The organism is Microcoleus sp. PH2017_34_RAT_O_A (genome assembly GCF_020737885.1).
Classification (GTDB): domain Bacteria; phylum Cyanobacteriota; class Cyanobacteriia; order Cyanobacteriales; family Microcoleaceae; genus Microcoleus.
The window spans coordinates 1-16994 of record NZ_JAEQDD010000112.1; the positions used below are offsets into that span (position 1 = coordinate 1).

The window sequence follows — 16994 nt, forward strand, 5'->3', positions numbered from 1 at the left end:
CAGAGCTGCAAGCTGGAAAGTACCTGTAGGTGTCATCACCCTCAAAACGTAGTTGTAACTGAGGCTGGCTATCTCTTCACCTTTAGGTACTGGTTGTCCAGTTATGTCCGGTGATTGGTGGATAGCGGGCGATCGTAACAATTGGGAAACCGAAAAATTCTTTAAAGAGATTGGCGAGAAACACGCTTCTCAAAATGAGCCTGAGTCTGCTGCAACAGTTGTTCGCGGCTGTCCTTAGCAGTAGTAATCGTAGGGAGCAAATTTCGAGCTTGTAAAGTCATGTGAAGCTGTAGGTGTGCTACGTACTCACTGACATCTTCGCGCAGGGAGCAAGCCGGGTAACGTTTTAAAGTAGAGTTCAAAGTGTTCTCCTGCTTTGAGTTTGCAGTATTTTTGAAATAATAATAGAGACTATCACGCTCTATTTCTAATTCTGTACTCTGTAATGAAGTTTAACCTTTGGACTGCTCTTTTGTTACAATTATTTACAAGTATTGCTTAAATTAAGTAAATCCACCTCATTAAAAGTAAAATGCCGATCGCGCTCAAGCCTGCCGTGTATATCTTCTTCCTTCTCTCACGACAATAAAAAAAGCCCTCTTCCTTCTTCCCTCTTCCCTCTTTTTACCTAGAGCGAAGCCGAAGGGCACTGTTCCCTCTTCCTTCTTCCTTCTTCCCTCTTCCCTCTTCCCTCTTCCCTCTTCCCTCTTCCTTCTTCCCTCTTCCTTCTTCCTTCTTCCTTCTGATCAGGAGTCGATCGCCCATGCAGTCTCAAGCAGTAGCACACAAGCACATATTAAGTACATTTGTCAATAGCCACAGCCAAACAGCCACCTACCTCGACATCGGGAGCGGCCCAACCTTATTGCTGCTTCACGGTTTTTTCGGAGAAAAGACTTGCTGGCTACCCTTAATTGAATTATTGCAATCTCAATTTCGGTGCATCAGTTTAGATATGTTAGGTTTTGGAGAATCCAGCAAACCACAAATCCAATACGACGTAGCTGTAGAAGTTGCTTTTGTGCGGCAAGTTGTACAACAACTAAACATCGAACCATGCGGCATCATCGGACATTCTTTTGGCGGTTGGGTAGCATCTGCATACGCCCTAAAATATCCCAAATCTGTCAGCAGTTTAGTGTTAGCAGCACCTGCGGGAATCCGGGACGACAGTTTTTGCGGTCAGTACGATGCTTTGCGACCATTGCTGTGGGAAACACCCGCCGTTGATTGGGCCTTGCAGCTAGCAAAACCTTTTGCTAGATTAGCGGGGAAAAGTGAGAAATTGCAAGAAATTTCCGGGTGGCGCAGGGAGCTAATGTATCAACCAGTAGCAAGGTCATTTTTAATGAGCCGGATGCGACCAGAAGACGCCGTTGACACAGTAGAAAAAGAAATTCACAAATTGCAAATTCCTACCTTAGTCATTGCAGCAGATAGCGACGAAACAATTCCTCTATGGCACTGTCAAACCTACGCCAATGAGATACCGGGAGCTGAGTTAGCAATTATTCCCAACGCCACTCACGGGTTGCCGCAAACTCAAGCTCAAATTATCGCAAAATTGATTAGTAAATTTTTGGATAATTAAGAAAACCTTTGCAACAAGCGAAATTCTAGAAAATTATGATATGGCACGTTCGACGGTTAGAACACTCTGAATAGCCTTTTCCCCATGCAGTTGATTGCTTATTCTTGTTCTTTTTCCTTCTTTTTCCTTCTTTCTTCTGCTACAAGCAAGCAATAAAAAATAATTGTATTAAAGTATACTACTTTAATAGTAAAGACAGCATATATTACTTGCTGTATTGTACAATTTTTTTTATGGTTATACAATCTTGTATCAGCACGAGCTACAAACATTTAGTTGATTCTGGAGTATTACGAATGGCGGCACTGAGAAACTACTTTAATCTGGAAGAAATTACGACAGCCAGAAAAGTTAGTGCAGCGGTAATTAACATCAGCGGCCGCCAGCGAATGCTTTCCCAGCGATCGGCATTTTTTTGCATGAGGTTAGTTGGCTCTGGGAATGCGCCAGAAAGAGCCAAACTGCGCGGAAATTTGTTAGAGGCGATCGAGCTTATGGAAAAATCTCACCACGATTTAATTCATACTGACAGCAGCATCAACTTGGCGAGTCCCCCTTCACCCACCGTCAAAGCGATGTATTTTGAGGCGCCGCTGTATCTAGACAAGCAACTGCGCGAATATATCGATCGCATAAAAGCATTAGTGCAAGTTCCAGACACCGAACTCAGGCAGGAGAATCCCCATCTACAGTACATTATCGAAGCTGCCGGTGGCGAATTGTTAACAGCTTTCGATGCCGTCGTGAGTCAGTACCAGCAAGAAAGCGAAATCGAACAATTTGAAATCGACCTCAAACAGGTTGAACTTTATCAAGAAAGCTGTGCAGCCACCTCCAAAGCCGAAGCTCAAGCAGCCCAAATCGATCGCGCACTTCGCGAACTCAAGCAAACTCAAGCTCAACTCCTCCACAGCGAAAAAATGTCTTCCCTGGGAGCCCTAATGGCAAGTATCGTCCACGAAATTAATAACCCAGTTAGTTTTATTTACGGCAACTTGAGCCATGCCGAAATTTATACCCAAGATTTACTGAACCTGCTGCGTCTATATCAAGAACACTATCCCAACCCCTGTTCCGAAATAAAAGATCAAATCCAAGACATCGATCTCGAATTTCTAGTTGAAGACTTGCCTAAAGTTATGTCTTCCATGCACATGGGTTCCGATCGCATTCGCGAAATAGTCAAATCCATGGGCAGCTTTTCGCGAACAGATAACACTAACATGAACCTGTGCGATTTGCACGACAGTATTGACAGCACCATCCTAATTTTGCGTAACCGTCTCAATGCTAAAAAAGACCGTCGCGAGATTCAAATAGTTAAAAATTATGAAAAATTGCCTGGTGTAGAGTGTTATGCCGGACAACTAAATCAAGTATTTATGAATCTAATTAGTAACGCGATCGATGCTTTGGACGAGGCAGCAAAAAATCAGCCCGATCCAGCCCTAAGAATTTCGATACGCACAGAACTCGCTGGGCTAGATTGCGTCAGAGTCAGGATTTCTGACACGGGATCGGGAATGACAGCAGAGGTAAAAAAACGAATGTTCGAGCAGTTTTTTACCACCAAGGCGATCGGTAAAGGTACTGGTTTAGGATTATCTATTGTCTACAAAATCCTAGTAGAAAATCACCGAGGAACGCTCAGGTGCGAGTCCGAATTGGGGAAGGGAACCGAGTTTATCATTGAACTGCCAGTACAACAAACTTAAACAGTTGATAAGCATCCAAATTTATGATAAATTGTGGCACGGGCGTCCCGTGAAAATAAGTGTGGCACGGGCGTCCCGTGAAAATAAGTGTGGCACGGGCGTCCCGTGAAAATAATTAATTGTGCTTAAAAATTACACATCACCTACTCCAATTGTAACTTCAAAGTTGGCAATAGCTTTTCTAGATTCTTGAGAGATTTCTGTTGCCAAGGAACATCTTGTGAACCCACTACCAAAAGTTGAATCGTTTTCTTTTTCCGTACACTAATCACAAACTTAGACAGCATATTAATACCAGAACTATTAACAAAATCCAATTTTGTTAGGTTCAAGGTAATAGTAGGCGGTTCGGGATTAGCTACCTCATCTAATAGATCGACGATTGGCTTATAATCTGGCGCTCCATCTAAGCTGAGTTCGCCTTGGAAACAGACTGTCACCGATTTTGGATCGTATTGAATACAGTAGTCTTGACCTTTGATTTCCTGAATATCCATTGTTTTGTCGTTTCCTGAGTGAATTATTGTGGGACAAAAGAATCAGTCGATTTCCATTTTTCGATTTGAGATTGACTCCACAGATCAATTTAGGAGGTTCAACTTCGGTCTAAAATTTGGGGTTAACCACTGAGAAGTGTGGGGGGGGCTTGTATCCATTTGTGAATTCGTCAATCTTAAAAAAATTGAAATTAAACGCTAATTTGAACGATTGTCGTAATAGCTAGCATATTGGAACCATCAGAGATCCTCTCAAATTTCCAACCAATCTTAGCTGAATAGTCATTAATCATCGTCAGCAATCCCAGTCCCGATGTTTCACTTTCAGATTCAGCATTCTTTTCAAGCTGCTGTAAATATAGTTCATCAGAGTCGGAATTAAACAGTTCTGCAATGAATTCCTGCAATTTATTAGCCGCTGGTTGCTGCACATAGTTAGTGGCAAAAATTACGGCAGTCACATCAGATTCTCCTATAAAGTGTATCCCAAACCTTACCTTATGATTGCAATTATCATCAGTAAACTTGATGGCATTTTCTAATAGTTCATTAGCAATGTAGCTCACAGCTCCCTTACTTTGTTTAATCCGTTTCTCGCTGCTAGCATCCTGCTCGTCCACCGGGAGAAAGCTGGACAAATAATCGGCAACAAAATGAGCCGATACCCTATTGTTGCGCCAGCGCTGCTTGATGGGGCGAGAACTTGGCGTAAATGTAAGTTCTAGGGAGTCGTGTTCCGGTGGAAACTGGTCGATGAATTCTCCAAAGACTTGTGTCATAGTTTGTAAACTTCCAGATGTCATTATTTTTCTGCCTCCTGTTAATGTGTCAATGTCACTTCTGGGTAAATTTCCAGACGCCATTCCAGTTAGCGGGAAGACTCTTTTCTAACAATTCTTGGATGCGTCTTAGGTAAATTTGGCTGGGTTTGTCAGCAGGATTTAGCTCTACTATATGTTCAAAACAATCTTGGGCATTAGCAAAATTTCCCTGACAATATTGTTCTAGACCTTCGTCAAAAATAGGCAAAGTTTGAATTTTGAGCGATCGCACAGGTTCTACTTCAACATCTAACACCTCACAAACAGTAATGGCTTCTTGTCTACCTTTGACAATTGCCCGATCCAAAAATCGAATATGATACTTTTCGGGTTGACTCAAACGTTTTACCACATCTCCTGAAATTAATAAAGAGACGCCATAATACTTAGTTAAACTTTCCAGACGAGCCGTGAGATTGACATGATCGGACAGCGCATCAGCTTGCATCCGATTGGCATCTCCAATAATTGCAACCATCGTATCACCGACATGGATACCGATGCCAATATTCAGCGGTATCTCCCCATTTATTTTACGGCTTTGATTTAATTTTTGCAACTGTTCAACCTTCATAATTCCCGCCTGAATAGCATCATCAACGCCGTCGGGAAAAACTGCCATCAGTCCATCTCCCATATACTTGACAATAAAACCGTTGTGCTTGCGAATTTCGGGACTAATTTGCTGTAAGTATGTATTGATGAAATTGAAGTTTTCTTGAGGAGTCATTTGCTCCGCCATCGTTGTAAACGAACGCAAATCCGAAAACATGATTGCCATTTCTTTGCTGACGCGATCTCCAAGCTGGAAATCTACAATGCTTTTCTTTCCAAGAAATTGGAGATATTCATCGGGGACAAAACGTCCGTAGGCTTGCAAAAGTTTCTCTAATTCCTGTTCCCGCGCTTTCACCGTTTGCACCATATGCGAGAACACCTGTGCCAGTTCTCCGAGTGCATCACTGCGGGCTGCAACCTCTGACAATATCTGAGGCTCGAAGCTGTTGTTTTTCACAGCAATAGCTGCATCTATCACCTTTTTTACCTGGTGAATGTAAGTCTGCATTTCTCTATTTTTATGACGGATCTGCTTTTCCAGAGCGGTGGAGTGTTCCGTGATAATGTCTACTAAAGTTTCATAGCTATTTTTTTCCTCTTCGGCTTCCTCAAGTTTTTGCATCAAATCCTGTAGCTGGGTATTGAGTGATTCTGTAGATGTAGATTGTGCTAAATTTATTTTGGGGTTCATAATTTATACTCCCGAATCTGGGAACGTAAAATTGTTTCACTCGCTCGCTGTTCATTACTATAACTTACACGGGCGGCTCTGCAAATCCGGCTTCTGCTTCGATGCTTCGCCACTCAATGAAACAGCGATGTTATAAACCTGGTTGATGACCGTCAATCATAAATTATGCACAAGATTTCCCTGTTGCTTCAATACTAGCAAAGTAATGTCATCAAATACCTTTTGCGCTCCAATGAATTTTCGCAAATCATCGATCGCAGATTGCTTGATTTGTTCGGCGCTCAAATGCCAGTTTTGAGAAACCACAGCACAGAGTCTTTCCAGGCCGTAGAATTGTTTGTGGATATTTCTAGCTTCGGGGATGCCATCAGTGTAAAGCACGACACCATCCCCCGGCTCTAAGTCTACTAAAAGATGACCGATCCAATCTGAAATATCCTCATCTAAGCCTATGGGAAATCCTAAATCCATCATGTCAATGCGTTCAATCTTACCGCCTTTTCGGACTACGAGAGTTTCCTCATGTTGACCGCTAATACTAATTTGGCTGTCTGCGTAATTGAGGAGAGCTAGCGTCAGGTTTTTGTCCGAGTTCATCCGCTGAATATTTTTATAAATAGTGCGGTTCAGGGTATCTAAAAAGCGCACAGGGTCAAGTTCTTTAACTTCCTGGAGAGTGCGAACAGCCGTTTGAGTCATCACCATCAAAATACCACTTTCTAGTCCGTGTCCGGTGACATCACCAATGCAGAGCGTTACCACCCCATCATTAAAAAGTACGTCGTAGTAATCGCCACCAACTTCATCGGCTGCTTCCATAAATCCTGCAATATCTAACTCTGCAATTGCTGCTAATTCCGCTGGCTTTGGTAGAATTAACTGCTGCATTTGTTTGATGATATCGAGTTCTGCACTCATCCGAACATTTTCGTTTTTGAGGCGCTGGTTGAGGGCAGAAATTGCTTGATTAGCTTGAGCAAGTTCGGCAGTACGTTCTTCTACTTTATCTTCTAGAGTTTGATAGAGCAGAGCATTTTCAATGGAGATGGCAGCTTGGGAAGATAGGATTTTTAATACTTCTAATCTATCAGCAGTAAATGCACCGCTGGCGAGACTGTTTTCTAAGTACAGAATGCCGATCGCTTGACCTTTGTTGACAATGGGAGTACACAATACAGATTTGGGTTGGTGCTGAATAATGTAGGGATCTGCTGCAAAGATATTTTCTACAGCAATATCGTTAATTACCAAGGTTTCTCTGGTACGCCAGACGTAGTTAATGGCTGTGATGGGAAGATCTTGGCTTTGAGAAACTGGAATATTTGGCAAATAAGACTGTTTGTCTAAACATTTAGCAACAATCAATAATTTACTATCCCTTTCTAAGATCAGAGAGCCTTTGGATGCACCTGCATTTTCGATCAGTATTCGGATTAAGGTTGATAGCAGTTCCTCGACATTGATTTCTCCCGATATGGCTTGAGAAGCTTTAATTACTGTTTCTAGGTCGAGGAAATTGGAAACATTTTGGCTGCTGGAAGTAATCTCTGCCACAATTGTTTCAGCAATTGTCTCTCCTGTATAAAAAGTGTTGTCTTGTTGGAGAATGGGGCCGAGCAATTGGGAATATTTTTGTTGTAAATCATGGACTTTTGCCTGGGAACCCCAGCGAGCATAAGCGTAGTAAGCGTCTGTTAGATAGACGCGGGCAATTTTATCTTTGCCTAATTCCAGGTAGAATTTAGCTGTAAGTTCGCTGAAGAGTGCTTCTTCTTGAAGGTATTGGTTTTGTTTGGCGGTAGCAATGGCGCGATCGTACAAATCGATGGCTTCGAGCCTGTCTCCCAATATTCGTGCTATTTCTGCTGCTACTAAGTCGTACTTGTGTTGGTAATTCATCGGTGCGTGGAATGCCCAGGTTTGCATTTTTTCCTGATTGGCTCTCACTTGGGTCAAATATTGCGATCGCGCGATCGGCTCAGCATCGGGATACAGCGCCAGCAGGGCTAGGGAATGGTAAAAGTTGTGCTGCGGTACCATCATCAGCGAACCGACACCAACGACATATTGCTCTGCTAGCTGGGCATTTTCTACGGCACTTTCGCGATCGCCAAACAAATAGTTGACAACCAATTTAGCAAAATAAACTCCAAAGAGGGAAGAAACATTATTGGCTGCTAGCAAAACAGGCAGCAGTTCATCTTCATTAAAACTATCGCCAACTAACCGACATTTGTCCTCAGCTAATCCTTGTAAATTTAATGTTAGCTGTCGCCATATCTGGGTATAATAAGTCTGATATTCTTGCTTGGAATTGAGCATTAATTCAAGATATTGGTCGTATTTTAGATCTACAGATGTTAAATCTTCACCGCTAAAGAAGCTGTAGATGCAAAGATACATAGCAGAATAGCAAGCATACTCGATATCGCCGCTTTCTAAACCGCTGTGGACTGCTGACATCAAAGACGGTATTGTCGCTCGACTAGGTTCTTTCCAATGTCTCACGCAAGCATTGTAGACCATTATAACTTTAGATTCAAATTCTGTGGAGGGAAATTTATCTAATACTTGCAAAGATAGTTGACCGTATTGATAGCCTAATTCAATGTCTCCGATTGTTTGACAGATTAAGCTGCAACAAGCATAGGCATAACTAGCAGGTGGAGAGTTTCCGTATTTGCTGCAAATATGTGCCATTGTAAAGACAACGGCTGGGTAAAGTTCTGGACTAGCTAGATAAGCGGCAGATGCGATCGCACATAAAACCCTCAAAGCAGCAATTTTATAACGATCGTTGATTTCTGCCAGATTAGCTAAAGCGGGTATCTGCACCACCGCCGGCAGTTGTGTTTCCAAAGCAACACCCAGCATTCCCAGAACTTGCAATCCAGTATCCACTGCCGATTTCATCTGATTTTGGGCAATATAAGACTGAATTTGCGCTTCGTAAACTCGGAATTGATCGAGGAGATTGTGCGATCGAGATAGAACTATTTGGGCCAGTTGGTGCGATAAATCGAAATTGGTATTCAAATATTCGGCTGCAACCGCTTCTACATAAAGATCGAGCGTCAAGTCGTATAAATTCGTCCAGCTATCATCTGGTAGCAGATTTCTGCCGGTAGTTAAGTAATCAACAGCAGCAGCATAAGCTGTGGAATTTTTAGCTTTGCGCCCAGCAATTAAATTCAAGGAAGCTAGTTGATGTCTTTCGGTGCGATCGCAAATTAAGTCCACTCCCATGTTCAAGTGGTTGACAATATCAAATATCCGCTCTTCCGTAGGGGCGGTGGATGGTGCGTGCCCGCCCTTGTGCAGCAGCAATCTGCCAATTTTCAGGTGAGTTGACTGCTTTGCGTCGTCTGGAATCAAAGAATAGGCGGCTTGTTGAACGCGATCGTGCAAAAATTTGTAACTTGGCAATTGACGATCGGCAACAGGCAATTGTGCAGACTCCCGATCGTCTGCAAAAAATTTGTAAACTTCGCTTTGCGGTAAAATTAAGCCTTCTTGCAATGCTTTCCACAAGGAGGCTGCGGTGTCTATTTGAGAATTTTCGCAGACTAGCGCTAAAGTTTCTAAATCAAATTGGCTACCAATACAAGCAGCTAATTTTAAAACATCTTGAGTAGCGATCGGCAATTTCTGCAAGTTATTCGCAACAAACTCGACTACATCATCGCTGACTGCCAATTCTCTGATTTTAGTAAGATCGCACTGCCAACCACCCCTATCTCCCCCTGGCAATCGGGATGCAAAATCGAAATAGATTAACTTATCTTCGTGGAGTTTCTTGAGGAATTGATTGCTAAAAAAAGGATTTCCATTAGTTTTTTTGAAAATGATTTCTGTCAAGGAAAGAGCTCTGTCGATCGCACAACTTAAAGCATCAGCAACCAGACGATTCAAGTCAAATATTGAAAGTGGCGCGAGAGTAATTTGATTAATTATAGTGCCCGAGCGAGCGCTCCCCTGTTTTTGTAGAGAAGATGAACCCCCACCTAGCTTGCGAATCTCTGATAAAGTCAGCATTAATGGATGAACCTTGGACACTTCATTATCTCGATAGGCGCCAATTAGCAACAAATGTTGACCTTCTGATTCGCCCACCAACAATTGCATTAATTTCAGAGATCCTGAATCTGCCCATTGCAAATCATCTAAGAAAATGACTAAGGGGTGATTTTTGGTAGCAAAGACACGAAGGAACTTTTGAAATAATAGATTGAAGCGATTTAGTGCAGAATTTGGTTCTAGTTCCGGTACAACAGGTTGCTTGCCAATCAGCAGTTCTAATTCTGGGATAACATCAATAATTACCTGAGCATTATCCCCTAAAGCTGACAAAATTTGGGCTTGCCACTGCTGAACGCGAGCAGCACTTTCTGTCAGCAATTGCCGCATAAAACTTTGCAGAGCTTGTACCCATGCCGAAAAGGGAATATCGCGCTTGAATTGGTCAAATTTCCCTTTGATAAAGTATCCCCGCTGCTGAACTATGGGCTTGTGAACTTCGTTAATCACAGCGGTTTTGCCAATCCCAGAAAAACCCGTTACCAGCATGATTTCGGTAGTAGCTGTACGGGGGATTTTATGCGGTTCTCGGCTGTTAGAAGAGGAAACCTCCAAATCGGATGCTGGGGGATTTTCCTGGAGACAGGCAACGCGCCCGAAGGCTGCTAATAGGCTCGAAACTTCGCTTTCTCTGCCATAAAGTTTTTCTGGAATCACAAAGCATTCGGAAATGTCTCTGCTGCCTAATTCAAACAGTTGAATAGTGCCACAATCTGAGTATTCTTTTAAGCATTTTTCTAAATCGTGTTTGATACCAAAAGCTGTTTGATAGCGTGCTTCCGCTGTTTTAGCCATCAGTTTTAGCACGATGTCATTCAATACTTGGGGGATGGCAGGATTTAGGGCGATCGGGGGAATTGGATGGCGAGCAATGTGACAGTGAACCAACTCAATCTGCTCCTTAGATTGGAATGGCAATTGTCCTGTCAACAGTTCATAAAAAGTTACTCCTAGCGAGTAAAAATCGGTGCGGTAGTCAATCCCACGATTCATTCTGCCAGTTTGTTCGGGAGACATATAAGCTAATGTCCCTTCCAAGATATTGGGGTTTTTGATTTCTTGATTTTCCTTAGGCAAAAACGATGAGATGCTAAAATCTATAAGTTTGATTTCTTTGGTTGTAGGGTTGATTATAATATTCTGTGGTTTGATATCCTTGTGAATAATGCCGCTGCGATATATTATTTCTAATGTCGAGCAAATTTGAATGGCTATTTGCAAAAAGATGGCTAGGCGATTGGTGAATTTACCCTGGACTCCAAAAGCATCGTTGGTGATGTATTCAGCCAGAGAAATACCGCCAAAGTCCTCCATTACTAAAGCAAAACCGTTACGATATGTTTCCAGACTTAAATGTTTGACTATACCGGAATTATCAATATTTTTGGCAATGGTGTACTGATTGCGAAACTGCACCAGTTCGGTGAAAGTCGGATACTCAGACTTGAGCAATTTGATGACTACTGGTCGATTGTCTGATTCCGAAAAACCTCGATAAACCAAGGTTCGGGTGCCGGAGTAGAGTTGTTCGCTCATGCGGTAGCCGGGAATTGAGATCGGGGTCATAGTTGCTAAATCCTAGTCAGCTTTTGGTTTAAGAGGACTTACGCACTCCGACCTTCATAACCGGGTTTTTTACCTAATCCGCTGGCTACAACCTCTGTATTGTAGTAAAAAAACCCGGTTTCTGGCTGCCTGCGCGTAAGTTATGTTTAAGCACTATCAAACTTGTTTGTGTTCATTATTTATTAGTTTACTACTGCTCCCAAGATTTCGGGAAGATTTGACAAAAAATAATGATATGTCGAGCGCTAACCATCGCACGTCTCATGAATTTTGTTAAAAATCTTTGAAGCGCTTGCTTCCGGGAAGCGGGAGCCTGTTCCAGTCACATCTGGGATATCCAGCTTCCTGTTGGTTGAATTCCCTACAAATTTATTAGTGCATCGCTATTTGTTTTGTCGGAAAGGGTACAATAATAGCGATCGAGTATGTTGGGCTTGAACGATGAAACATAAATGGCGATCGGGACTATTTGGTGTCATTTTCAGATTACCAACATTGTATCCAGAACACTCTATGGGATAGACAGGACTTAATCCTTTTTTTTAAGAACCACCAAGGTAATGTCATCAAAAACCTTTTGTTCTCCAATAAATCCCCGCAAATCTTCAATGGCTGATTGCTTAATTTGTTCGGCGCTTTTATGCCAATTAATCGAAACCACTTCACAGAGTCTTTCAATTCCGTAGAATTTTTTGTTGATATTTCTGGCTTCGGGAATGCCATCGGTATATAGCACCACCCCGTCCCCCGGTTCTAACTCTACTACAACCTGGTCAATCAACTCTGAAATGTTTTCGTCTAAACCAATCGGGAATCCCAAATCCATTGTATCTATCCGCTCGATTTGACCGCTTTTTCTAACGACAATAGTTTCCTCATGCTGGCCACTGATGCAGATTTTGCCATTGGCATAATTGAGGATAGCAAGCGTCAAATTCTTATCTGAATTCATGCGCTGAATATTTAGATAAATAGTGCGATTAAGAATATCTAAAAAGCGCACCGGATTTAATTCGGGCATTTCGTGAAGAGTGCGGACAACCGCTTGAGTCATTACCATCAAAATACCGCTTTCTAAGCCATGTCCGGTGACATCGCCGATGCCAATAGTCACCACACCTTCAGTCTGGAGAATATCGTAATAATCGCCACCTACTTCATCGGCTGGTTCCATGAATCCGGCAATATCTAAGTCTTCAATTGCCTCCATTTCTTGGTGTTTAGGCAAAATCAACTGCTGCATTTGTTTGAGGATGTATAGTTCGGCACTCATCCGCATATTTTCGGCTTTTAGTCGGTGATTGAGCGTCACAATTTCGGCGTTAGCTGTGGCGAGTTCAGTGGTGCGTTCTGTAACTTTATCTTCTAGAGTTTCAAAGGATTCTTTGAGTTGTCCTGCCATGCTGTTAAAGGAGTTGGCAAGTTTTTTTAGTTCCATGAGGGAGCTAGTTTTTACCTGTCTGTCGAGAGCGCCGTTAGCCATGTCTTCCGAAGCTTGGGTGATGGCTTCAATGGGGCTAGCAATCCAGCGGGCTGTGAAAATTCCAATTGCCGTTGCCACAGTAAATGCGATCGCACACAATAGAATTGTGGTGCGGGTATTGGCATTAATTTTATCCATGAAATCAGATTCTGGAACCACCGTTACGATCGGCCAGTCCAACCCAAACTTGTCTTTCCACGGAGCAACGAGGACAAAGTAATTTTCACCTTTAATTTTAATATTAATTTTTTGGCTATTTTTAATATTTTTAAAGCTACCGAACCGTTCTTGCAACGCTTTAGTAGCAGCTTGGATCGCAGGATCGGAGATGTTGAGAGCGCTAAAGCGTTTGACTTGATTATTTACCTTGATAAAAGAGGGTTGTGGGCCAGAATTTCCAATCAATTGTCCGTCTCGTTCCATGATGAAAATTCGCCCGGATTTGCTAAAGTTTAAGTTGTGCAGAAATGTAGTAATATTGGATAGTTGTAAATCGACCCCGATCACTCCGATTAGCTTGCCCTTGGCATACATGGGACGCATTGCCCCTACAGCAATAAAGTTAAGCTCATCTAGCGAATAAACAGAAGTCCAGATAGGTTTCCCGGCTTGAGCTGCCTGAGTGTACCATTCTAATTTCACGGTATCGTAAGGAGCAACCTGTGTTACCTTAATTCGATTGCCCTGGCGGTCGGTTAAATGGGCGTTAATTTTCCAGTTTGTCCTTGCTGAAACTTCGGCAATGCTGATGCCTTCTCCCGGTCTTACTGGCCCAGCACCAATGAAGCGTCCATCTGAAAGTCCATAGGAAATGAAGCCAAGATTATCGAATGCTTGCACCTGTTTCCAAAAATAAAGTCCCGCAATATCTAAGTTATTTATGTCGAGCAATCTGGTTTCGATCGCATCGATATTGATTTGATTAATTTGATGGGGAGTTAAGAGATAGTCATCTAAGTGCCGATAAGTGCGATCGCTCACCTGAGTCATTAACTGGTTAGCCAAATGCGTTACCGCTTGTTGTCCGTTGCGGAAGGAAAGATAACCGACTAAGCCAACTGCTGCAACGATTTGCAGGACAAAGGGAACTACGAGGGCGGTGCGGAGGCGAAATTGCCAAAGGGTGGAGGCCATATAGCTTTTCTCAGATAGATGAGGTACAGGTTCAGATTTGAGATTTTAGGGTGCATCTCACTTTTGAAGAGGGCGAAGTATGACCGCATATAAATTATTAGTTATAATCTCATATTGACTGCGGTCATGCTTCGCCCCTACGGATATATTCGCTTGCATTGAGATGCACCCTTCCATTTTTTGCTTTGAGATTGGGGAATTGAGGAATTGTTAATTAACTGCCGAGAGTACCTCAGCTCAATAGAAATGCTACAATAGATAGGTATCTTCAACGGACGGAATTACGTTTTAAAAGCTCTAGCTACAGTTTATGAATTTTTGTGACGGTATTAAGGGGGACTAATAATGTTATCCTATCAAAAATTCTACCAACATCAACAAATCAGCGTTCATCAGCGGTTAAAATAAAAACAAAAATAAATACCAAACAAAAATGCAAATTAATCAAGCCCTCCACAGCGCCCTGCTCGTTTCCAACCTCGAAAAATCCCAACACTTTTACAGCAATGTATTAGGACTGCAAAAAATCGATCGCGAATTAAAATTTTCCGGAATCTGGTATCAAATCGGTAACTTCCAGATACACCTAATTCTAGCGGCAACAATTATACCAGATGCCGTAGACCATGAGAAATTGGGGCGCAATCGACATCTAGCGTTTGCTGTGGCTAACTTAGAGGCAGCCAAAGAGCAATTAATCGCTCACAATTGCCCCGTACAAATGAGCGCGTCAGGTCGATCGGCATTATTTACCCAAGATCCAGACGGGAATATCATTGAACTCAGCGAGTAACAGATGAAAATCATCGCCTACTCTTACACCGAACCGCTGCTAGAAGCCGCACCAGCAGCCGAAATTTGGGGCCAAGAGGTCGATCGCACCTACCAAGACTTAGGAGGGCGCCAGCAACTCCAGCAACTGCTAAAAGACTGCCAAACAGAACCAGTCAAATACCTGCTAATTCAGCGTTTTGAAGAACTCGGCGACACAGTACAGCAAGTGTGCGCCCACCTCGAACAACTAGAAAACCTCGGCATCCAACTAATTGTCACAGACGAAAAACAAACAGAAAATAGAGTTAATTTGCTCAAACTCCTCGCCGAACTCCAGCGCAGCCAACACAGCCGCAGCATTCGCAAAGGACACGCCCGCAACCGCATCAAATCCCTTCCCCCACCCGGAAAAGCCCCCTACGGCTATCGGCGCGGCAAAGACAAATATGCGATCGACAAAACCGCCTCCCCCGCCGTCAAAGACTTTTTTGAACACTTTCTCATCTACGGTTCCCTGCGCGGTTCCGTGCGCCATTTAGCAAAGAAATACAACAAAAAAATCTCCGTCAGCACAGGCCGCCGCTGGCTGACAAATCCCGCCTACCGAGGCGATTTAGAATATCAAAACGGTGAAGTAATTTCTAACACCCACGTCCCGATTATTTCCAGAGAAGAAGCCGCCCAAGTAGACAGATTGCTGCGGCGTAACAGTCGCCTTGCTCCCCGCAGCGCCAGCGCCCCGCGTTCCCTCGCAGGTTTAGCAATTTGCGCCGAGTGCAAATCGTCCATGACAGTTGCGAAAGTCACAGCCTACCGCAAAGACAAAGAATACCTTTATTTGCGACCGATTAACTGTTCCCAACAGCCTAAATGCAGCGGCATTTCCTACGAAGAAGTGTTGCAATTAACCATAGCAGGGATTTGTCGCGATTTGCCCGATGCGATCGCCCAGTTGCAAATGCCGGACATCCAAGGAATCAAAGCCGGAATTGCCGGGGCGATCGCATCTAAACAAAAAATTATAGAACAACTTCCCGCCCTGATTGAAAGCGGCATTTTGGACGCAGAAACGGCAGATTTGCGATCGTATAAAATCCGCACAGAAGTTGCAGAACTGCAAAGTAAATTAGCGAAAATGCCCCCCGTAAATTTGCGAGAAACTGCTCAAACTGTTTCTCTTCCCCAATTTTGGCTGGATTTGTCGGAATCGGAACGCAGGTTTTATTTTCGAGAGTTTATCGATCGCATTGAAATAATTCGGGAAAATTCAGAAGTGGATCTGCAAATTATTTTTATTTTTTAATATTGAAAAATTGACAATTAACAATTCATATCATTGTCGATAGAATGAGTTTGTAGTGAGGACTTTAGTCCTGGCAATCGAAGGAATAAAGTAGTAGTAGGGTGCGTCAGGCACGGATGGCGGACTACCTAAAAATTAGGCTAATCGCTGACGCACCCTACAATATCTTAGACTATTAACTGTCAACTGTCAGGGGTTTTAACTGTCGATCGCACTGCTGCACAAAAGAGGTAACTACAGAGTGATAAAATCGGTAGCGGTGAGAGCATTCGCAGCAACACCGTTAAGCTTCGCTAACAACTGATTGCTACCTGTGACGCTAATCAAGGCTTGATTGTTGCTAGATGTAATGCTGAGTTGATTGAAACTCAAACCGGGAGCCAACCCAATTAAATCCTCGCCCTTGCGGAAATCAGTAATGATGTCACTACCCAAACTTTGATTTAGTAGAAATACATCATTTCCCGAACCGCCAGTCAAAGTATCATCTCCTATATCCCCGGAAAGGAAATCGGAACCAGCACCGCCAGCGAGGAGATCGTTACCCTTACCGCCGAAAAGCGTATCGTTACCAGTATCGCCGCAGAGAAGATCGTTTTCATCGTTACCAACCAGCAAGTCGTTGCCAATACCGCCATCGAGACTGTCGTTTTCTTTGCCGGCATAAACCGTGTCATTTCCTGCCCCACCAAACAGCAAGTCTGTACCTTCATTACCAAACACAAGATCGTTGCCGTTGCCAGCATTAATTGTGTCATTTCCTAAGTTGCCTAACAGGTTGTCG

At 43.1% G+C, this 16994-nt stretch carries 12 protein-coding genes; 4 read left to right on the forward strand and 8 right to left on the reverse strand.

Annotation, left to right across the window (positions count from 1 at the left end; all coding sequences use genetic code 11):
• Positions 1-161: 161 nt before the first annotated feature.
• Positions 162-362 (reverse strand): hypothetical protein, encoded by a 201-nt coding sequence (locus tag JGK11_RS28140; RefSeq protein ID WP_293155365.1) that lies wholly within the window; start codon positions 360-362, stop codon positions 162-164.
• 262 nt (positions 363-624) lie between these two features.
• Positions 625-765 (reverse strand): hypothetical protein, encoded by a 141-nt coding sequence (locus JGK11_RS28145; protein ID WP_293185919.1) that lies wholly within the window; start codon positions 763-765, stop codon positions 625-627.
• On the opposite strand from JGK11_RS28145, the gene JGK11_RS28150 reads away from it, so the two are divergent.
• Entirely contained in the window at positions 764-1591 is an 828-nt protein-coding gene (locus tag JGK11_RS28150) for an alpha/beta hydrolase (protein ID WP_293193466.1), read from the forward strand. The two genes, JGK11_RS28145 and JGK11_RS28150, sit on opposite strands and share 2 nt — an antisense overlap.
• 296 nt (positions 1592-1887) lie before the next feature.
• Positions 1888-3306, forward strand: a complete 1419-nt coding sequence (locus tag JGK11_RS28155; protein WP_293185923.1) for an ATP-binding protein — start codon at positions 1888-1890, stop codon at positions 3304-3306.
• Positions 3307-3449: 143 nt separating this feature from the next.
• On the opposite strand, the gene JGK11_RS28160 is transcribed toward JGK11_RS28155, so the two are convergent.
• The 5 genes from JGK11_RS28160 to JGK11_RS28180 form a co-directional block, all read right to left on the reverse strand.
• Entirely contained in the window at positions 3450-3803 is a 354-nt protein-coding gene (locus tag JGK11_RS28160) for an STAS domain-containing protein (RefSeq protein WP_293185925.1), read from the reverse strand.
• A gap of 191 nt (positions 3804-3994) precedes the next feature.
• Complete coding sequence (locus JGK11_RS28165) at positions 3995-4582, reverse strand: DUF6272 family protein (protein ID WP_293185927.1); 588 nt, start codon at positions 4580-4582, stop codon at positions 3995-3997.
• A gap of 55 nt (positions 4583-4637) precedes the next feature.
• Positions 4638-5873 carry an adenylate/guanylate cyclase domain-containing protein gene (locus tag JGK11_RS28170; RefSeq protein ID WP_293193468.1) on the reverse strand — a complete coding sequence of 412 codons (1236 nt, stop codon included), beginning with the start codon at positions 5871-5873 and terminating at the stop codon, positions 4638-4640.
• A gap of 156 nt (positions 5874-6029) precedes the next feature.
• Complete coding sequence (locus tag JGK11_RS28175; protein ID WP_293213763.1) at positions 6030-11516, reverse strand: AAA family ATPase; 5487 nt, start codon at positions 11514-11516, stop codon at positions 6030-6032.
• Between the two features lie 529 nt (positions 11517-12045).
• Positions 12046-14133 carry a SpoIIE family protein phosphatase gene (locus tag JGK11_RS28180; RefSeq protein ID WP_293193470.1) on the reverse strand — a complete coding sequence of 696 codons (2088 nt, stop codon included), beginning with the start codon at positions 14131-14133 and terminating at the stop codon, positions 12046-12048.
• Positions 14134-14566: 433 nt separating this feature from the next.
• Here JGK11_RS28180 and JGK11_RS28185 point away from each other — a divergent pair, with 433 nt between their 5' ends.
• A complete protein-coding gene (locus tag JGK11_RS28185) occupies positions 14567-14926 on the forward strand; it encodes a VOC family protein (protein WP_293185933.1) in 360 nt (119 codons plus the stop codon).
• 3 nt (positions 14927-14929) lie between these two features.
• A complete protein-coding gene (locus JGK11_RS28190) occupies positions 14930-16210 on the forward strand; it encodes a recombinase family protein (protein ID WP_293204854.1) in 1281 nt (426 codons plus the stop codon).
• A 234-nt stretch (positions 16211-16444) separates the two neighbouring features.
• Here JGK11_RS28190 and JGK11_RS28195 read toward each other — a convergent pair.
• Positions 16445-16994: calcium-binding protein (locus tag JGK11_RS28195; RefSeq protein ID WP_293204856.1), on the reverse strand; the 550-nt coding region annotated here is incomplete at its 5' end.